This window comes from Kocuria arenosa, from assembly GCF_042879215.1.
GTDB classification, from domain to species: domain Bacteria; phylum Actinomycetota; class Actinomycetes; order Actinomycetales; family Micrococcaceae; genus Kocuria; species Kocuria arenosa.
Window position 1 is genome coordinate 630065 of record NZ_JBHZTA010000001.1, and the last position, 18363, is coordinate 648427.

Annotated in this window: 20 protein-coding genes and 2 tRNA genes; 11 read left to right on the forward strand and 11 right to left on the reverse strand. The window is 73.5% G+C overall.

Annotated features, from left to right (window positions below; genetic code table 11):
- Positions 1 to 34 precede the first annotated feature (34 nt).
- From ACFYE3_RS02905 to ACFYE3_RS02915, 3 genes are all read left to right on the forward strand, one after another.
- Positions 35 to 514 carry a hypothetical protein gene (locus ACFYE3_RS02905; RefSeq protein ID WP_387605080.1) on the forward strand — a complete coding sequence of 160 codons (480 nt, stop codon included), beginning with the start codon at positions 35 to 37 and terminating at the stop codon, positions 512 to 514.
- Positions 515 to 687: 173 nt separating this feature from the next.
- Positions 688 to 759, forward strand: a tRNA-Thr gene (locus ACFYE3_RS02910).
- Positions 760 to 820: 61 nt separating this feature from the next.
- Positions 821 to 894 (forward strand) — tRNA-Met (locus ACFYE3_RS02915).
- A gap of 108 nt (positions 895 to 1002) precedes the next feature.
- On the opposite strand, the gene ACFYE3_RS02920 is transcribed toward ACFYE3_RS02915, so the two are convergent.
- A complete protein-coding gene (locus ACFYE3_RS02920; protein ID WP_387605079.1) occupies positions 1003 to 2148 on the reverse strand; it encodes a calcium/sodium antiporter in 1146 nt (381 codons plus the stop codon).
- A gap of 112 nt (positions 2149 to 2260) precedes the next feature.
- Between ACFYE3_RS02920 and ACFYE3_RS02925 the strand changes: the two genes are divergently transcribed.
- The 4 genes from ACFYE3_RS02925 to ACFYE3_RS02940 are packed head-to-tail and all read left to right on the forward strand — an operon-like array spanning position 2261 to position 4757.
- Entirely contained in the window at positions 2261 to 2710 is a 450-nt protein-coding gene (locus ACFYE3_RS02925; protein ID WP_298586249.1) for a MaoC family dehydratase N-terminal domain-containing protein, read from the forward strand.
- A gap of 2 nt (positions 2711 to 2712) precedes the next feature.
- Positions 2713 to 3192, forward strand: coding sequence for a MaoC family dehydratase (locus ACFYE3_RS02930; protein ID WP_387606006.1), 480 nt, complete (start codon positions 2713 to 2715; stop codon positions 3190 to 3192).
- A 43-nt stretch (positions 3193 to 3235) separates the two neighbouring features.
- Positions 3236 to 4351, forward strand: coding sequence for a UDP-N-acetylmuramate dehydrogenase (locus ACFYE3_RS02935; RefSeq protein WP_387605078.1), 1116 nt, complete (start codon positions 3236 to 3238; stop codon positions 4349 to 4351).
- A 10-nt stretch (positions 4352 to 4361) separates the two neighbouring features.
- The gene (locus ACFYE3_RS02940) at positions 4362 to 4757 is read left to right on the forward strand and encodes a PGPGW domain-containing protein (protein ID WP_387605077.1); all 396 of its coding nucleotides are present in this window, start codon (positions 4362 to 4364) and stop codon (positions 4755 to 4757) included.
- Positions 4758 to 4778: 21 nt separating this feature from the next.
- Here ACFYE3_RS02940 and ACFYE3_RS02945 read toward each other — a convergent pair whose 3' ends face one another.
- The 9 genes from ACFYE3_RS02945 to ACFYE3_RS02985 form a co-directional block, all read right to left on the reverse strand.
- Positions 4779 to 5159 (reverse strand): GntR family transcriptional regulator, encoded by a 381-nt coding sequence (locus tag ACFYE3_RS02945; protein WP_387605076.1) that lies wholly within the window; start codon positions 5157 to 5159, stop codon positions 4779 to 4781.
- Positions 5160 to 5162: 3 nt separating this feature from the next.
- Complete coding sequence (gene asd, locus ACFYE3_RS02950) at positions 5163 to 6305, reverse strand: aspartate-semialdehyde dehydrogenase (RefSeq protein WP_387605075.1); 1143 nt, start codon at positions 6303 to 6305, stop codon at positions 5163 to 5165.
- Positions 6306 to 6315: 10 nt separating this feature from the next.
- Positions 6316 to 6708 carry a GNAT family N-acetyltransferase gene (locus ACFYE3_RS02955; RefSeq protein WP_387605074.1) on the reverse strand — a complete coding sequence of 131 codons (393 nt, stop codon included), beginning with the start codon at positions 6706 to 6708 and terminating at the stop codon, positions 6316 to 6318.
- Between the two features lie 31 nt (positions 6709 to 6739).
- Positions 6740 to 7357, reverse strand: a complete 618-nt coding sequence (locus tag ACFYE3_RS02960) for a dihydrofolate reductase (RefSeq protein ID WP_387605073.1) — start codon at positions 7355 to 7357, stop codon at positions 6740 to 6742.
- The gene (locus ACFYE3_RS02965) at positions 7354 to 8196 is read right to left on the reverse strand and encodes a thymidylate synthase (protein WP_387605072.1); all 843 of its coding nucleotides are present in this window, start codon (positions 8194 to 8196) and stop codon (positions 7354 to 7356) included. The genes ACFYE3_RS02960 and ACFYE3_RS02965 overlap by 4 nt, the downstream gene beginning before the upstream one ends.
- 116 nt (positions 8197 to 8312) lie before the next feature.
- A complete protein-coding gene (locus tag ACFYE3_RS02970; RefSeq protein ID WP_387605071.1) occupies positions 8313 to 9338 on the reverse strand; it encodes an NUDIX hydrolase in 1026 nt (341 codons plus the stop codon).
- Between the two features lie 92 nt (positions 9339 to 9430).
- Complete coding sequence (locus ACFYE3_RS02975; RefSeq protein ID WP_387605070.1) at positions 9431 to 11716, reverse strand: RNA degradosome polyphosphate kinase; 2286 nt, start codon at positions 11714 to 11716, stop codon at positions 9431 to 9433.
- A 59-nt stretch (positions 11717 to 11775) separates the two neighbouring features.
- Entirely contained in the window at positions 11776 to 12708 is a 933-nt protein-coding gene (gene mshD / locus ACFYE3_RS02980) for a mycothiol synthase (protein WP_387605069.1), read from the reverse strand.
- 50 nt (positions 12709 to 12758) lie between these two features.
- Positions 12759 to 13442, reverse strand: coding sequence for a response regulator transcription factor (locus tag ACFYE3_RS02985; RefSeq protein WP_387605068.1), 684 nt, complete (start codon positions 13440 to 13442; stop codon positions 12759 to 12761).
- A gap of 240 nt (positions 13443 to 13682) precedes the next feature.
- Between ACFYE3_RS02985 and ACFYE3_RS02990 the strand changes: the two genes are divergently transcribed.
- The 3 genes from ACFYE3_RS02990 to ygfZ all read left to right on the forward strand — a co-directional run bounded on the left by ACFYE3_RS02990 (position 13683) and on the right by ygfZ (position 16107).
- Positions 13683 to 14288 (forward strand): hypothetical protein, encoded by a 606-nt coding sequence (locus tag ACFYE3_RS02990; RefSeq protein ID WP_387605067.1) that lies wholly within the window; start codon positions 13683 to 13685, stop codon positions 14286 to 14288.
- Between the two features lie 116 nt (positions 14289 to 14404).
- Positions 14405 to 15004: an FABP family protein gene (locus ACFYE3_RS02995; protein ID WP_387605066.1), complete on the forward strand. Its 600-nt coding sequence runs from the start codon at positions 14405 to 14407 to the stop codon at positions 15002 to 15004.
- Positions 15005 to 15009: 5 nt separating this feature from the next.
- Complete coding sequence (ygfZ, locus tag ACFYE3_RS03000; RefSeq protein WP_387605065.1) at positions 15010 to 16107, forward strand: CAF17-like 4Fe-4S cluster assembly/insertion protein YgfZ; 1098 nt, start codon at positions 15010 to 15012, stop codon at positions 16105 to 16107.
- A gap of 117 nt (positions 16108 to 16224) precedes the next feature.
- On the opposite strand, the gene ACFYE3_RS03005 is transcribed toward ygfZ, so the two are convergent.
- Positions 16225 to 17256, reverse strand: coding sequence for a 6-phosphofructokinase (locus tag ACFYE3_RS03005; RefSeq protein WP_387605064.1), 1032 nt, complete (start codon positions 17254 to 17256; stop codon positions 16225 to 16227).
- Positions 17257 to 17438: 182 nt separating this feature from the next.
- Between ACFYE3_RS03005 and ppk2 the strand changes: the two genes are divergently transcribed.
- Positions 17439 to 18356, forward strand: a complete 918-nt coding sequence (gene ppk2, locus ACFYE3_RS03010) for a polyphosphate kinase 2 (protein WP_387605063.1) — start codon at positions 17439 to 17441, stop codon at positions 18354 to 18356.
- Positions 18357 to 18363 lie beyond the last annotated feature (7 nt).

Consider the following 18363-nt stretch of genomic DNA (forward strand, 5'->3'; position numbering starts at 1 on the left):
GCCCCCCTCAACCGGTTCCGGGACACTGGGGGGCATGAGGATCCTCTGGTCGGCAGTCTCCCTCCTGGTCGTCGCGGGACTGGCGCTCCTGCTGTGGAACGCGGCGAGCGGCACGGACCGCGTGGAGGTCGTGCGCGACGGCGTCTCGGTGAGCGGCACCCCCGTGCCGGACCCGTCGCCCGGCACCGTCCGGCGCGCCGAGGCCCCGTCGTCGTCACCGTCCTCCACCGGCTCCACCGGCTCCACGGGCGCGGGGGAGGACGCCCCGGGGACGGGTGCCCGGGGCGGACGGGACTCCGGCACGCCGGTCCCGCCCGTCGAGCAGCCGCCGGCCCCGCTCCCTCCGGCGGTGGCACCCGACCCCGTCCCGCCGGCCGCACCCGTCCCCGCTCCGCCGGCGCAGGTCCCGCTGCCCGTGCAGCCCGCCCCCCTCGACGACGACCGCGACGACGCCCGGGACGACGACCGCGGCGACGACCTGGACGACGACCTGGACGACGACCGGGACGACTGAGCGCCGGGGCCCGCCGCGCCTGCCCCCGGCCGGGGCACCGGCGGGCGGGAACGGCGCCGCCGGGCCCGAAAACCGCTCCCGACCAGGGTCGACGGGACGGCCCCGCGAGTGCCGGACGGGGGTGTCCGGCGATTTTGGTTCTGCCGAAACGTGCTGGTAGAGTCTTCGTCGTTGCCCCGATAGCTCAGTGGTAGAGCGCCATCTTGGTAAGATGGAGGTCCCGGGATCGATTCCCGGTCGGGGCTCTCGTGATGAGATCCCGTGGCCCGGCCGTCAAGGCCGTCAGCCGCGGTGTCCCATCCCTCTGGCGGTGTAGCTCAGCTGGTTAGAGCGCACGACTCATAATCGTGAGGTCGACGGATCGAGCCCGTCCACCGCTACGGCGAAAAGCCCGTGACCTTCCGGTCACGGGCTTTTGTCGTCCCCGGGCGCGATGCGTTCCGGCTCCCGCCCCGGCGGGACCCGACGGGTCCCGCCGGGCGGAGTGGTCACGGCGAGAGCCCGGGACCCCGGCGGCCCCGGCGCAGCCCGATCTCGTAGGCCGTGAAGGCGACCAAGGTCACCGCGAGCAGCGGCAGCACGAACCAGGCCATGGCCGCGGTGAACCCCTCCAGCGCATCGTGGGCGGTGGCGGCGAGGACGACGTAGGCGGTGTAGGCCAGGTACAGGCCCACGAAGAGCGCGCCCTCCCAGCGGGCCACCGCGAACCCGGTGAACGCAATGGGCAGCAGAGCGACCGCGGCGGCGAGCATCACGGGGAGGTCGAAGGCCACCGCGGCACTGGACACGGGGATGCCCTCGCGAGAGATCAGCGCGGGCAGGCCGAGCACCACCCCGATGTTGAAGATGTTGCTGCCCACCACGTTGCCCACGGCCAGATCGCGCTCGCCGCGGCGCACGGCGATGACGGAGGTCGCCAGCTCGGGCAACGATGTTCCGAGGGCCACCACGGTCAGTCCGACCACCAGACTGCTCACCCCCAGGGTGGTGGCGATGTACACCGCGCCTTCGACGAGCAGAGTGGCGCCGACGACCAGCGAGGCGATCCCCAGCACCACGAGCAGCACGGAGCGGGGGACCGAGGCCGGGGACGGATCGTCCTCGGTCCCGGCGTCCTCGGCACCGCCGGCGGCGTCGCCCGCTCCGCGGCCACCGGGTGGAGCTGCCGCGGGGACGCGGGCCCCGCGCCGGCTGACCACGACCGTCAGCACCGTGTGCACCACCACGGCCGAGAGGAGGATCGACCCGTCCACCGCGCTGATCCGCCCGTCGAGGGACACGAGCAGCAGCCCGATCGACAGGACGACCATCAGGGGCAGGTCGAAGCGCACCAGCCGCTGCTTCACGGCGAGGGGAAGGACGAGTGCGGAGAGCCCGAGGATGAGCAGGACGTTGACGATGTTGCTGCCGACCACGTTGCCCACCGCTAGGCCCGGTTCGTCGCGCAGCACGGCCCCGACGGTGACGGCCAGCTCCGGCGCGGACGTGGCCGCGGAGACCACGGTGAGCCCGACCACGAGGGAGGAGATGCCGACCCGCCGGGCGAGCGCGGACGCCCCCCGCACCAGGAGCTCCCCGCCCGCCACCAGGAGCACCAGCCCGACGACGATCCGGCCCACGTCCATGAGGTCCATGGGTCAGGAGTGTACGTGCACCGGGCTGCGCCGCCGCGCGGGCCGGGAGCGCCACCGTAGACTGGTCGAATTCCCGCCGCCTGCGCGCGGCCCCGTCGAGCGAGGAGCTGCCATGCCCGTGAACCCCGATCTCGTCGGGCGGACCTACCCGCCGGCCGAGCCCTACAGCGTCGGGCGGGAGGCGATCCGCGACTTCGCCCGCGCCGTCCAGGCCGGCCACCCCGCACACCACGACGTCGAGGCGGCCCGGTCCCTCGGCCACCCCGACCTCGTGGCGCCCCCCACCTTCGCGATCGTGGTGGCCCAGCGCGCCGACGCCGCGCTGATCGCCGACCCCGAGGCCGGCATCGACTTCTCCCGCGTGGTCCACGCCGACCAGCGCTTCACCCACCACCGCCCGATCGTCGCCGGGGACGAGCTCGTGGCCGAGCTGCACGTGGACCAGGTCCGGGCCATGGGCTCCGGCGCGATGGTGACGTCCCGCGCCGAGATCCGCGCCGCGGACGGCGAGCACGTCGCCACCGCGGTGTCGTCCCTGCTCGTGCGAGGAGAGGACCAGTGACCGTGAGCATCGCCTTCGACAGCCTCGAGAAGGGCCAGGAGATCGGGCAGCGCCGCATCGAGCTCTCCCGCGCGGACCTGGTCCGGTACGCGGGGGCCTCCGGGGACCTCAACCCGATCCACTGGAACGAGGAGTTCGCCCGCTCCGTGGACCTGCCCGACGTCATCGCCCACGGGATGCTCACGATGGGCGCCGCCGTGCAGCTCGTGACCGACTGGGTCGGCGACCCGGGCGCGGTGGTCGACTACCAGACGCGCTTCACCAAGCCGGTGGTCGTCCCCAACCGGTTCGGGACCGCGGTCGAGGCCTCCACGGCCCTCACTGTCTCCGGGAAGGTCGGCGCCCTCGACGACGACGCCCGCACCGTGCGCGTCGACCTCACGGTGACCGCCCCCGACCTCGCCACGGAGGGAGCCGACCCGGCGACCGCCGCCCCGCTGAAGGTGCTGGTCAAGGCCCAGGCCGTGGTGCGGCTGGCGTGAGTCCCGGCCGGGGCGCCGCGGACCGCCCGATAAACTGCTCGCCATGACGTCCCCTCGCATCGCAGACCTCACGACCGCCGCCGTGGGCGGGCCCGCCCACCACTACGTGCGGGCAGAGTCCGAGCAGGCGGTCGTCGACGCCGTCGCGGCGGCCGACGCCGCGGGGCGGGACGTGCTCGTGGTCGGGGGCGGCTCCAACCTCATCGCGGCCGACGCCGGGTTCGCGGGCACCGTGGTGCACGTGCTCTCGCGCGGCGTCGAGGTCCTCACCGACGATCCCGGCACCGCCCTCCTGGAGGTCCAGGCCGGCCACTCGTGGGACGAGCTGGTCGCGCAGGCCGTGGCCGAAGGGCTGGTGGGCATCGAGGCCCTGTCCGGGATCCCCGGCACCACGGGCGCCACCCCGGTGCAGAACGTGGGGGCCTACGGCCAGGAGGTGGCCCAGACCGTCGAACTGGTGCGGGCCTGGGACCGCCAGGAGCGGCGCGTGCGGGAGTTCACCCCCGCCGACCTGGCGTTCTCCTACCGGGACTCGGCCCTCAAGCGCAGCACGGTGGCCGGCTCGCCGCGCCACGTGGTGCTCGCGGTGCGGTTCCGGCTCGAGCACGGCACCGAGAGCGCCCCGGTGCGCTACGGCGAGCTCGCCCGCCGGCTCGGTGTCCAGGTGGGGGAGCGCGCCCCGCTGGCGCGGGTGCGGGAGACCGTCCTGGCCCTGCGCGCGGGCAAGGGCATGGTCCTCGACCCGGACGACCGCGACACCTACAGCACCGGATCGTTCTTCACGAACCCCATCCTCCGGGCGGACGCCCTGGGGGAGCGGCTGCCCGCCGACGCCCCCCGCTTCCCCGTGGTGGACGCCGCGGGGCGCCCGCTCGAGGACCGGGTCAAGCTCTCGGCCGCGTGGCTCATCGACCACGCGGGCTTCGGCAAGGGCTTCGGTCTGCCCGGAACCCGCAACGAGCTCCTGGACCTCGACGGCGACGCGGTCGCCGGGGGCCGCGCCTCGCTGTCGACCAAGCACACGCTCGCCCTGACCAACCGCGGCGGCGCGACCGCCCAGGACCTCATGGCGCTGGCCCGGACGGTGCGCGACGGCGTCGCGACCGTCTACGGGGTTGACCTCGTCGCCGAGCCCGTCATCGTGGGCACGGCGGTCTGAGGCGGCGGCCGTGAGCAGCCTCGAGGAGGAGATCGCCCAGGGGGAGAGCTCCGAGGGCCGGGTGCGCCGCGGCCTCCGGCGCTTCCGGCGCTGGACCGTCCATCACCCGCTGTTGCGCATCGTCTACAAGACGGTCGTCACGATCGTCGGGGTGACCCTCGTGCTGCTGGGGATCGCGATGCTCGTCCTCCCCGGTCCGGGGTGGCTCGCAATCTTCCTGGGTCTCGGTGTCCTGGGCACCGAGTTCCACTGGGCGCACCGGCTCAACCAGCGCGCCAAGCGGCTGGTAATGCGCGGCTGGCGGTGGTGGCTGGCCCGCACGGCCGAGGGGCGCCACCGTCGGGCCCTCGCGGGGCCGGGCAACCTCGTGCTCGGTCCCCGTCACCTGCGGGCCCCGGGCGCCTGAGGCGGGACCGTGCGCTCCGGGTCAGCCGGAGCGGCGCAGCTGCGCGGCCACCAGCTCCAGGGCCTGCTCGGCCGAGAGCCCGAGGTCCGCGATCTCGTGCGCGTAGCGACGGGCGGCCTGCACCGCCAGCTCCTCGGTCCGGTCCGCGGCGCGCACGAAGCTGCCCTGACGGCCCCGCGTCTCGATGACCCCGGCGGCCTCGAGCTCGCGGTAGGCCTTGGCCACGGTGCCGGCGGCGAGACCGAGCGCCTCGGCGAGCCGCCGCACCGGCGGGAGCCGGGTGCCCGCGGGCAGGGTGCCGTCCGCGCGGCCCTGCTGCACCCGGTGCCTGAGCTGCTCGGAGGGCGGGCGCGCGTCACCCGCGTCGAGCGACAGCCCCGGCGGGATCGAGGTGTCCGCCACCGGCTACAGGGTGCCGGTGGCGATGCGCAGCATGCGGCGCAGCGGCTCGGCCGCGCCCCACAGCAGCTGGTCGCCGATGGTGAAGGCGCTGATGTAGCCCGGGCCCATGGTGAGCTTCCGGATCCGGCCCACAGGGATGTCCAGGGTGCCGGAGGTCGCCACGGGGGTGAGGTCCCGCATCGAGTCCTCCTTGGTGTTGGGCACCACGGTGGCCCACTCGTTGTCGGCGTCGATGATCCGCTCGATCTCGTCCACGGGCAGGTCCTCCCGCAGCTTGACGGTGAGGGCCTGGGAGTGCGAGCGCATCGTGGCGATCCGCACGCACAGCCCGTCCATGGGCACCCAGTCCTGGGCGTACCGGTCCGTGCGGCCCAGAATCTTGTTGGTCTCGGCCGCGGACTTCCACTCCTCGCGGGACTGCCCGTTGCCGAGGTCGGCGTCGATCCACGGGATGAGGGAGCCGGACAGGGGCGCGCCGAACATCGAGGTGTCGAGGGCGTCGCCGCGCTGGGCGGCGAGCACCTTGCGGTCGATGTCCAGGATCGCGGAGGCGGGGTCGGCCAGCTCGTCCGCGGCGACCCCGTGGAGCTCGCCGAACTGCGCCAGCACCTCGCGCATGTGCCGGGCCCCGCCGCCCGAGGCTGCCTGGTAGGTCATCGACGTGGCCCACTCCACGAGGTCGTTGCGGAACAGCCCGCCGAGCCCCACGAGCAGGCAGGAGACCGTGCAGTTGCCGCCCACGAAATCCTTCACGCCGCTCGCGAGACCGCGGTCGATGACGTCCCGGTTGACGGGGTCGAGGACGATGATCGCGTCGTCGTTCATCCGCAGGGTCGAGGCGGCGTCGATCCACAGCCCGTCCCAGCCGGCGGCGCGCAGCTTCCCGTGCACGTCCTTGGTGTAGTCCCCGCCCTGCGCGGTGACGATGATCGGCAGCTTCGCCAGGGTCTCGAGGTCGTAGGCGTCCTGGAGCGTGCCGGCGTCCCCGGCGAACGACGGGGCGGGGCGGCCGGCGCTGGAGGTGGAGAAGAACACCGGGGTGATCCCCCCGAAGTCCTCCTCCTCCTGCATGCGCTGCATGAGCACGGAGCCCACCATGCCCCGCCAGCCGACGAACCCTACCGAATCACCCGAGCGAAAAGTCATGGCCCCCAGTCTACTGGGCGCGGTGGAGGGCCCAGCGCCGCCGCTTCTCCTTCACCTTCTGCGCCGGCGGCAGCTCGAGGCCGGGCATCACCAGGTCCCCGTACTGCGGGAAGCGGTGGAGGTAGTCCTGGACGTAGGTGCACGTGGGGCGCACCGCGACGCCCTGCTCCCGGAAGCCGTCGAGCAGGAGCGTGACGAGGGTGCGCGCATAGCCCTGCCGGCCGAACTGCTCACCGATGATGGTGTGCTGGAGCTCGACCGTGCCGTCCTCGTGGTCCTGGAAGCCCTCGAAGCCGATGAACTGCTCCCCCCGCCACAGCTCGTAGCGGTCGAGGTCCGTGTTCTTCACGACGCGCAGCTGCTCGTCGTCCCGGATCGTGGGGTCGGGGTGCCGATCGGTCACGGTGGTCCTCCTGGTCGTGGTGCAGCTCACGCTACCGGAGCCGCCGGGCCACCGGAACCGCCGCCGCTCCGCCGGGCCCGCCCCGGTCGCGCGTGCGCCGGTCGATCCGGTACCCCAGGCCGGTGCGGGACACCGACGGGCCCACGACCGGCTCGGTGGCCCATGCGTCGTCGAGCTCCGGGGCGTGGGTGTCCCCGTCGCTGTCGAGGTCGATGACGGTCACGAGCGCCTCCGTCACGGGGTGCTCGGCGTCCTCGAGGGCCTGCCGGTAGACCTCGCCGCCGCCGATCACCCAGATGCGCTCGGCGCCCGGGCTCGCCCGGGCCAGGCGCACGGCCTCGGCGTACGAGGACGCGGTCAGCACCGCGCCGGGAGCCGCGTCCCGGTCCACCCGCTCGGGGGAGGAGGTGATGACGATGTTGGTCCGCCCGGGCAGGGGCCGGAAGCGCTCCGGGAAGGACTCCCAGGTGCGACGGCCCATGATCACGGGGTGGCCGGTCGTCGTGCTCCGGAAGAAGGCCATGTCCTCCGGCAGCGACCACGGCATCGCCCCGGCGCGGCCGATGACGCCGTCGGCGGTCTGCGCCCAGATCGCCCCCACCGTCCCGGTGGGGGCGGACGGGCGGGCCCGGTCCGGCGCGCCGGTCATACGGCCACCGGGGCCTTGATCGCCGGGTGGTGGCGGTAGCCGAGGACCTCGAAGTCCTCGAACTCGTAGTCGAAGACGGTGGCCGGCCGCCGGGCGAGCCGCAGCCGAGGATAGGGGTAGGGCTCCCGGGAGAGCTGCTCGCGGACCTGCGCCACGTGGTTGTCGTAGACGTGGCAGTCCCCGCCGGTCCAGACGAACTCCCCGGGCTCGAGGTCGGTCTGCTGGGCGATCATCACGGTGAGCAGGGCGTAGGAGGCGATGTTGAAGGGCACGCCCAGGAACATGTCCGCGGAGCGCTGGTACAGCTGGCAGGACAGCCGGCCCGGCCCGTCCTCCCGGGGCTCGACGTAGAACTGGAACAGGGCGTGGCACGGCGGCAGGGCCATCTCGTCCACCTCGGCGGGGTTCCACGCGGTCACCACGTGGCGCCGCGAGTCGGGGTTCGTGCGGATCTGCTCCACGACCTTGGCGATCTGGTCGATGGACCCGCCGTCGGCAGTCGGCCAGGATCTCCACTGCACGCCGTAGACCGGTCCGAGCTCCCCGTCCTGGTCCGCCCACTCGTCCCAGATGGACACGCCGCGCTCCTGCAGCCACCGCACGTTCGAGTCCCCGCGCAGGAACCAGAGCAGCTCGAGGGCCAGCGACCTGAAGTGCACGCGCTTCGTGGTCAGCAGCGGGAAGGACTCCGCCAGGTCGAAGCGGATCTGGCGCCCGAAGACGCTGCGCGTCCCGGTGCCCGTGCGGTCGGACTTGTGCGCGCCCTGCTCGAGGACCTCGCGCAGGAGGTCCTCGTAGGGCGTCGGCACCGGGGCGGGACCGGGGTCGGGGGAGGTCATGCGGGGCTCCTCGGGAAGGATCGTGGCTGGGAGGTTCGTGGCGGGTCGTTCGTGCCGGGACGGTGCGCCGCGGGTCATGGGTCGCGGCGCCGGTGCGGAGGACGCTTCTTCGGATGTCAGTCGTCGAAGGGCTTCACGAGCTCCACGGAGACCACCCGCCGGCGGTGCCGGCGGGAGACCTGGAGCACGATCATCTCGCCGGGGGACAGGTACGGGTCCTTGGCCGGGAGCAGCGCGGCGAGCTCGGGGCTCGCGTGCCGGGCGATGACCTTGAGGACGGTGGGCAGCACCGGGCGGTGCGTGCACAGCGCCACGGGCGTGTCCTTGTCGAACATGGTCTGGGCCACGGCGGCCGCCTTCTTGGGGTGGCGCTTGTGGGAGGCCTCCGTGAGCTGCGGGCGTTCCCGCACGGGGACGCCGGCCTTCCGCGCGTACGGCACCACGGTGGACAGGCAGCGCAGCCAGGGGGAGGTGAGCACCCGCTCGGGGGACCATGCCCGGAGCAGGCGGGTCACGGCGAGGGCCTGGCGCTTGCCGGTCGCGGCCAGCGGCCGGTCGCCCTCGGCCCGGGACCAGGCCGAGCGCGGCTTCGCCTTGGCGTGGCGCACGACGATCGCCGGGCGGGTGGCGAGGTCCCCGCGCTCGTGCAGGTCCACGAGGGCCGCCAGCGGCTCTCGGTCGGAGGGGTTGGTCAGCATCCGGTGCGCCTCGTCGGGCCCGACCCAGCGGACCGCGTCGACCTCACGGCCGTCGGGCTCGGGCCGCGCGCCGGGACCGAACTCCGCGGCCCAGTAGTGCACGTCCTTGCTGCCGTCCTTGACGTCGTAGCGGATCGTGGGCAGGGGCACCCCCAGGCGCGGGAGCAGGCCGATCTCCTCGCTGACCTCCCGGTGGGCGGTCTCGGGCAGCGTCTCGCCGTCGTCCTGCTTGCCCTTGGGGAAGGACCAGTCGTCGTAGCGCGGCCGGTGGATGAGCAGGACCTCCAGGCCGCCGCTCGTCCGGCGCCAGCACAGGCACCCGGCCGCGAGCACGTCGGCGGGCCGCCTGCTCCCGGGGGCGGTCTTCGTGGCGGTCCTCGCGCCCGCCCAGCCGGTGCTCTCGTCCGTGCTCTGCTCGGCGGTCTTCTCTGCGGTCCTGGGCATGGCCCCTCTTTCGTCCCCTGTCCGTGGTGCACGGGCGTGCCGGGGCCCGCGGTCCGGACCGTCGGGTGGCACCCCCACGATGCTACCGCCGACTAGATCGTCGGCCGGCCGAGGGCCCGGCTGCGCAGGAGGTGGTCCTGGACGTCCACGAGCGGGTTCCCCTCGGCGTCCCGGTGGTGGCGGGTCCACACGCCCTCGGCGTCCAGGTGCCAGCTGGCCGTGGCGTCCGAGACGTAGCGGGCCAGCAGCCGCACGAGCGCCTCCGCCTGGTGGGGGTCCGTGATCCGCACCAGGGTCTCCACCCGGCGGTCCAGGTTGCGGTGCATCATGTCCGCCGACCCGATGTACACCAGGGGCTCGTCGGCGTTGCAGAAGGCGAAGACCCGGGAGTGCTCCAGGAACCGGCCCAGCACCGAGCGGACCCGGATGTTCTCGCTCAGCCCCGGCACCCCGGGGCGCAGGGCGCAGATCCCGCGGACCACCACGTCGACGGGCACCCCTGCCTGCGACGCCCGGTAGAGGGCGTCGATCACAGCCTCGTCCACGATCGAGTTGCACTTGACCTGGATCCGGGCCGGCCGGCCGTCCCGGTGGTGGCGGATCTCGGCCTCGACCAGGTCGATGAGCCCGGAGCGCACCGAGCGCGGCGCCACGAGCAGGCGCTGGAAGGTGGTCTTGGGCGCGTAGCCGGAGAGCTGGTTGAACAGCCGGGAGACGTCCTCCCCGACCTCCGGGTCGCAGGTGAGCAGCCCCAGGTCCTCGTAGAAGCGCGCGGTGGAGGGGTGGTAGTTGCCGGTGCCGATGTGCACGTACCGGCGCAGCCCGTGCTCCTCCTGGCGGACCACGAGGGAGAGCTTGCAGTGGGTCTTCAGCCCCACGATGCCGTAGACCACGTGCACCCCGGCCTGCTCGAGCTTCCGGGCCCAGGAGATGTTGGCCTGCTCGTCGAACCGGGCCTTGATCTCCACGAGCGCCAGCACCTGCTTGCCGGCCTCGGCGGCGTCGATGAGCGCGTCCACGATGGGGGAGTCCCCCGAGGTCCGGTACAGGGTCTGCTTGATGGCCTGGACCCTCGGGTCCGCGGCGGCCTGTTCCAGGAAGGCCTGGACGCTCGTGGCGAACGAGTCGTAGGGGTGGTGCAGCAGCACGTCCCGGGCCCGGGTCGCGGCGAAGACGTCCGCGGCCTTGGCGGTCTCCGCGGCGTTGAGGTAGCGGGAGGTGTGGGCCACGTGGCGGGAGTAGTGCAGCTCCGGGCGGTCGATGCCGGCGATGACCCCCAGCCCGCGCAGGTCCAGCGGGGCGGGCAGCCGGTAGATCTCGGACTCGTCGATGCCCAGCTCGGAGACGAGCAGCTCGAGCACCTCCGTGCTGATGCTGTCCGTGACCTCCAGGCGCACCGCGGGACCGAAGCGGCGGCGCAGCAGCTCCTTCTCGAGGGCCTGCAGGAGGTTCTCGGCGTCGTCCTCCTCGACCTCCAGGTCCTCGTTGCGGGTCACGCGGAACACCTGGTGCTCCTCGACCTCCATCCCGGGGAACAGGTCGTCCAGGTGCCGGGCGATGACGTCCTCGAGCGGGATGAACCGGGCCTGGCCGTTCGGCAGGCGGGACGCCCGGGACCCGTCCACCGACAGCAGCCGGGGCAGCTGGTCCGGGACCTTCACACGGGCGAACAGCCGCTTGCCCGACTGCGGGTTGCGGACCATCACGGCCAGGTTGAGGCTCAGCCCGGAGATGTAGGGGAACGGGTGGGCCGGGTCCACGGCCAGCGGCGTGAGGATGGGGAACACCTGCCGGCGGAAGTCCCCGGTGAGCCGCTCCCGGGTGGCGGCGTCGAGCTCCTCCCACCCGACCAGGTGGATGTTCTGCTGGGTCAGCTCGGGCCGCACCAGGTCGTGGAAGGCCCGCGCGTGCCGCTCCTGGAGCTCGTGGGCGCGCGCGGCGATGGTGGCCATCTGCTCCGCGGGGGAGTGCCCGGAGGCGGCCGGCCGGGCGATGCCCGTCGCGATGCGCCGCTTGAGCCCCGCCACCCGGACCATGAAGAACTCGTCCAGGTTGGAGGCCACGATGGACAGGAAGTGCACCCGCTCCAGGAGGAAGAGGTCCGGGTCCTCCGCGAGCTCCAGGACCCGGGAGTTGAACGCGACCCAGCTGGCCTCGCGGTCCAGGAAGCGCTCGGGTCCGTGCCGGCCCTCCAGCACCTGCCGGGCCGCGGGCACGGGGTCGTCGATCCGGTCCCGGTCCCCGTGGCCCCGGGCGGCGTCGGGGCCGGGGGGCTCGTCGGGGCCCGCGAGGGGTGCGGTCTCCGGCCCGGCGGCCGGGGCGCCGGGCGCGCCCGGGGCCGGCGCGGGCTGATGGGTGTCCTGCTGGTGCGTGGTCATCACGGTCCTGTCTCGTCGTGTCCGGTCCGGGCGGTCCGGGCGCGGGAAGGGCGGGCGGGTCAGCCGGGGAGGGTCCCGGCGTACATCACGTCGAGGTGCCAGGGCCGGAAGCCCAGCGCCTCGTACAGCCGCAGGGCGGCGGCGTTGTCCCCGTCCACGTAGAGCATGACCTCGGCCAGTCCCTGTCGGGCCAGGTGGTTGACGCCGGCGGCCGTCAGCGCCCGGCCCAGTCCCGTGCCCTGGTGCCCGGGTGCCACGCCCACGGCGTACACCTCGCCGAGGGGGCCGCGCTCGGCGTCGCCGGCGTGGACCTTGGTCCAGTGGAAGCCGGCCACGGTCCCCGGGTCGTCCTCCCGGACGGCGAGCAGGAAGCCGGCGGGGTCGAACCACGGCTCCGCCTCCCGCAGCCGGAGGTCGTCGAGGGTCATCCGGCCCTGCTCGGGGTGCGCGGCGAACGCGGCGGCGTTGACCCGCAGCCACTCCTGCTCGTCCCTGCCCGGCTCGAACGCCCGCAGGCGGAAGCCCGCGGGCATCGTCTCGGGGAGGGGCAGGTCCGCCGCGCCGCGCAGCGGGCGCAGCAGCCGGTGCAGGTCCCGCACGGGGGCCAGTCCGTGCCGGGCGGCGAGCGCGGCGGCCGCGGGGTGCCCGCCGTGCGCCCAGGCGCGGACCGTGCCGGTGGTCCCGGCGGACACGGCGTCGGCCAGCGCCGCGCCGATCCCGGCACCGCGGTGGCCGGGGCCGACCACGAGCTCCACGAGGTGGGCGCCGTCGGGCTCGGGCACGCGCACGGCCGCGCCGAGGAGCTCCCCGCCGCGAGAGCGCGCCAGGACGGTGCGGACCCGGCCGTCCTGCGCCGAGCGGAGGTCCACCAGGGTCTGGTCGGAGAACGGCGGGTCGCCGTCCGCGGCGGCGGCGCGGGACGCGAGCTCCAGGATCTCCTCGGCCGGCGGGACGTCCGGGCGGTCGAGGTCGTACGGCACGGGCTGGGACATGGGGACCTCCTGCGGGACGGTGTGGGGCGCGCGGACCGGGGTGGTCGTGCTCAGCTCTCCCGGGCCCGCGTCGTGGCGAAGCTGTAGCCCACGTTACGCACCGTGGTGATCAGGTGCTCGTGGTCGGCGCCCAGCTTGGCGCGCAGGCGCCGCACGTGCACGTCCACGGTGCGGGTGCCGCCGTAGTAGTCGTAGCCCCAGACCTCGCTGAGCAGCTGGGCACGGGTGAAGACCCGACCCGAGTGCTGGGCCAGGTACTTCAGCAGCTCGAACTCCTTGTAGGTCAGGTTCAGGGGCTGGCCGTTGACGTGCGCGGAATAGGCGGCGTCGTCGATGACCACGGAGCCCGCACGGATGCGGGTGTCGTCCTCGGGGACCTCGGCCGTGCGGGAGGAGGCGAGGCGCAGCCGCGCCTCGACCTCCGCGGGGCCGGCGGTGTCGAGCACGACGTCGTCGACCATCCAGTTCGCGGCCACGGCCGCCATCCCGCCCTCGGTGAGCACCATCAGCAGCGGCGCCGCCAGCCCCTTGGCCGTGAGCAGCTGCGCGAGGTTGCGGGCGGTGATCAGATCGGTGCGCCCGTCCAGCAGGACCACGTCCGGGGACCGGCCGTCCAGACTCCCGGACGCGGTCCGCGTCGGGGCGACCGAGACCTTGTGGTTGAGCAGGTCGAGGGCCGGGAGCACCGATGCCGAAGGTCCGTCCGCGTCGGTCAGCATCAGGATCTGGAACACTCGTGCTTCTCCACTCTGGCGTACGGACTGAGCTGTCAGTATAGGTGCGGGTGGGCGACCGGCCCCGCGAGCCCCCCGGCCCGGAGCGTCCCCGGCCCGGATCCGCCCGGCGGTCCGCCCTGTTCCCGGCGCTCCACCCCGCCCCGGCACTCCGCCCGCGCCCCGCGGCGAGCCGCTATCGTTGCTCGTGTCCGCCCGGGCGCACGTCCCGACCCTCGACAGTGCAGGAACCCGATCGCCATGAGATACGCCATGATCGCCGTGTGCAGCGTGGTCGGCCTCGTGGCGGCCCTGCTCGCGGTCGCGGTCGCCGGGCCCGCGCCGCTGCTGCTGGCTCTCGGGATGTCCGTGGTCATCGGGTTCGGCTGGCCGGCGGCCACCGGCATCGCGGCGAGGCACCGCCACAACGTGATCATGACAGCCGCCGGTGTCGTCGCGGCCCTGCTCGTGCAGTTCCTGCCGGGCCAGCAGCTCGTGTGGCTGCCCGCCGTCGTCGGGGTGGCCCTGATGACCGTGTTCGCGGCGGAGCTGGTGCGCGGCGAGGGCGCCGAGCACCGGCTCGAGTCCGCGATCGCCTCGACGGCCGGAGTGCTCGCGGCGGTCAGCTCCTCCGGCTGGATCGCCCTGGCCGGCGACTACCGGGCCAGCGGCCCGGACCCGGCCCTGCTCGTGATGGTCGGGGCGGTCCTGGCCGCGCTGGTGGCCCTCGTGGGCGGCCGCGTCATCGCGGCGGCCCCGAAGAGCTCGCCCAAGCGGGGCGTCGTGGTCCTCGGCGTGACCCCCGTGGCGTTCCTCGGGGTGGGGGCCGTGTTCACTGCCCGGCTGGTGAGCACCGTGGTAGTTTAGGGCCATGCTTGCACTCGAAATCTTCTACCTCGCCCTGCTCGGCATCTCCGGCCTGTTCATCGCCGGGATCTCCCTGAAGGTGGTCCTCGGTCTGTTCAAGGGACAGCACTAGTCCCGTGCCGATCGAGATCCCCTCGGATCTGCTGCCGGAGCTCGTCCCGTTCGCCTGGTTGCTGGGCACCTGGGAGGGCGACGGCTTCATGGGCTACGGAGAGGTCGAGCAGCGGCCGTTCCGGCAGCGCGTGACCTTCGAGCAGAACGGACTGCCGTTCCTCGAGTACCAGGCGCAGACCACGCTCCTCGACGAGGAGGGGCAGCCGATGCGCCCGGCCACCGTGGAACAGGGCTTCTGGCAGCTCGACCGCACGCTCGAGGACGGGGACGTGGGCCCCGGGATGCTCCCGCCGGACCTCGTGCCCGTGCTCCAGGGCGCCGAGGACGTGGAGCGGATGCGCAACACGGACGGCGGCTTCGACGTCCTCGTGACCCTGACCCACCCCGGTGGCGTCGCGGAGCTCTACGCCGGGCAGATCAAGGGCCCCCGGATCGATCTCGCCACCGACGCCGTGATCCGGGCCCGCGGGGCCAAGGAGTACAGCTCCTCGACCCGCATGTACGGCCTGGTCCACGGCGACCTGTTCTGGGCCTGGGACATGGCCGCCCTCGGCGAGCCCCTGACCACCCACGCCTCCGCGCAGCTGCGGAAGATCGGCTGACCTCCGTGACCGAGCACCTTTCCCCCCTGCTCCACCGACCGGGCGCCGTCGAGGCCGAGGGCCTGGACCGCGGGGTGGCCGCACACTACGGCGACCCGCTGCGGGAGCAGCGCTCCCTCGTGCGGACCCCCGGCACCGTGGTGGACCTCTCCCACAAGGGCGTCGTCACCGTCACCGGGCCCGACCGGCTCAGCTGGCTCACCACGCTCTCCTCGCAGGTGCTCACCGGGCTCGAGCCCGGTCGCAGCGCCGAGACCCTCTTCCTGTCCGTCCAGGGGCGGATCGAGCACGCCCCCCACGTGGTGGACGACGGCGCCACGACCTGGCTGCTCACCGAGGCCGACGAGACCGCGCCCCTCGTGGCGTGGCTGGAGTCCATGCGCTTCGCGCTGCGCGTCGAGATCGAGGACCGCACCGGGCAGTGGGCCGTGCTCGGCGCCACGGGCCCCGTGCCCGGCCTGCCCGCCACGGTCGTGTGGCGGGACCCCTGGCCCCACGTCGCCCCGGGCGGATGGAGCTACGCCGTCCTCGACGGCCCCCACCCCGGCGAGGAGCGCACCTGGTGGGAGCACCTCGTGCCCCGCGACGAGCTCGACGCCCTGACCCTCGACCTCCCGCTCGCCGGTTCCTGGGCCGCCGAGGCGCTGCGGATCGCCGCGTGGCGCCCGCGCTGGGGCGCCGAGACGGACGAACGGACGATCCCGCACGAGCTCGACCTCCTGCGCACCGCCGTGCACCTGTCCAAGGGCTGCTACAAGGGCCAGGAGACCGTCGCGCGGGTGCACAACCTCGGGCACCCGCCCCGCCGGCTGGTGCTGCTCGACCTCGACGGCTCGGAGCACACGCTGCCCGCCGCGGGAGCCGACGTGGTCGCGGGAGAGCGCACGGTGGGGCGCGTCACCTCCGTGCAGCTGCACCACGAGCAGGGGCCCGTCGCGCTGGCCGTGCTCAAGCGCACCGTCGACCCCGCCGCCCAGCTCGTCGTCACCGACGGTGAGCAGCGGTGGGCCGCGGCGCAGCAGGTCGTCGTCCCCCCGGACGCCGGCCAGGTGGTCGGCCGACAGACGGGCTTCCTCCGCGGCGCCCGGGACGCGCGCCCGTAGACTCCGCCCCGAGCCCGAGCCCGAGCCCGAGCCCGAGCCCGAGCCCGAGCCCGAGCCCGAGCCACGAACCCCGGGTGCGCGAGCCCGTGGACCGCGCACCCGGGGTCGCCGCCCGCCTCAGCGTCCGAAGAGGACGCGGGCCTCGTCCCAGCGGTCCTGGGGGACGGTCTTGAGGCCTTCGAGGGCCTCGGCGAAGTCCACGCGGACCATGTCGGTGCCGCGGATGGCGACCATCCGGCCCCACTGCTTCTCGTGCACCAGGTCGACCACGGACATCCCGAAGCGGGTGGCCAGCACCCGGTCGAAGCCCGTGGGGGCGCCCCCGCGCTGGATGTGCCCGAGCGTGGTGTTGCGGGTCTCGATCCCGGTGAGCCGCTCGATCTCCTGCGTGACGTACTCCCCGATCCCGCCCAGGCGCGGACGCCCGTCGGCCTCGGTGCCCTTCCCGGCCAGCACGTCCTCCCGGTCCTCGGGGATGAACCCCTCCGCGACGACCACCAGCGGGGACCGGCCCCGGTCGTAGACCTCCTGCACCCAGGCGCAGACCTGGTCCATGGAGACCTTCTGCTCCGGGATCAGCACCGCGTGGGCGCCGGCGGACATCCCCGAGTGCAGCGCGATCCACCCCACGTGGCGGCCCATGACCTCGGCCACCATGCACCGGTGGTGGGACTCCCCGGTGGTGCGCAGCCGGTCCATGGCGTCGGTGGCGATGGACACGGCGGTGTCGAAGCCGAACGTGTAGTCGGTGGCCTGCAGGTCGTTGTCGATGGTCTTGGGCACCCCGACCACGGGCAGCCCGGCGTCGGCCAGGCGCTTGGCCCCGGCCAGCGTGCCCTCCCCGCCGATGGCGACGATCGCGTCGATCGCGTGGCGCTCGAGCATCACCCCGATGTTCTCGGGCCCTCCGCCGGGCCCGGAGTAGGGGTTGGTGCGGGAGGTGCCCAGGATGGTCCCGCCCTCCCGTGCCAGACCTCGGACCCGGGTGCGGGGCAGGTCCATGATGTCGCCCTCGAGCACCCCCCGCCAGCCGTCGCGGAAGCCCACGAACTCGTGGCCGTAGGTCTTGATCCCGTGCAGCACGGCGCCGCGGATCACCGCGTTGAGCCCGGGGCAGTCCCCGCCGCTGGTCAGCAGTCCGATCTTCATCCGTACAGTCTCCTCCGGGTGGGCGGGGCGTGCGTGGCGGCCGGACGTGCTCCGGCAGGCCCAGTCTAGTGAGTCCGGGCCCCGGCGGCGGGGGCGGCCCCGGACGTGTTGGCTCCGGCACCGCTGCCCGCCGCCCCGGGCCTAGACTGCCGGGGAGGGCCCCACCGGGCCCGGAAGGAGGGGTGGCGTTGAACGAGGACAAGGAACCGGCCCGGGAGAACCTGCGGGAGTTCATCGACAAGCTGGTCGACCAGGGGTACACGGTGCGGGACGGGCAGTCCCCGGACCCCGACCTCATCGATCCCGGGGGCTCGGCGGTGGAGACGTGGCGGGAGGACTACCCGTACGACGAGCGGATGAGCCGGGAGGAGTACGAGCTGGAGAAGTACCAGCTGCAGATCGAGCTGCTGAAGTTCCAGTACTGGGGACAGGACCACGACCTCCAGCACGTCATCGTGTTCGAGGGCCGGGACGCCGCCGGCAAGGGCGGGACCATCAAGCGGTTCACCGAGCACCTGAACCCGCGCGCGGCCCGCGTCGTCGCCCTCACGAAGCCCTCGGACCGGGAACGGGGCCAGTGGTACTTCCAGCGCTACATCCAGCACCTGCCCACCGCCGGGGAGATCGTCATGTTCGACCGCTCCTGGTACAACCGCGCCAACGTCGAGCGCGTCATGGGCTTCTGCACGAACCCGCAGTACGAGCAGTTCATGGCCCAGGCGCCCGTCTTCGAGAAGATGCTCGTGGACTCCGGCATCCACCTCACCAAGTTCTGGTTCTCCGTCACCCAGCACGAGCAGCGCACCCGGTTCGCGATCCGCCAGATCGACCCCGTGCGCCGGTGGAAGCTCTCTCCCATGGACCTGGCCTCCCTGGACCGGTGGGAGGACTACACCGAGGCGAAGGAGGAGATGTTCCTGCGCACGGACACCGACCACGCCCCGTGGACCACGGTGAAGTCCAACGACAAGAAACGGGCGAGGATCAACGCGCTGCGCTTCTTCCTGGACCAGTTCGACTACGAGGACAAGGACCCGGACGTGGTCTATCCCACCGATCCGCTGATCGTCCGCCGCGGCCTGGAGGCCGTCGGCGACTGAGCCGCGG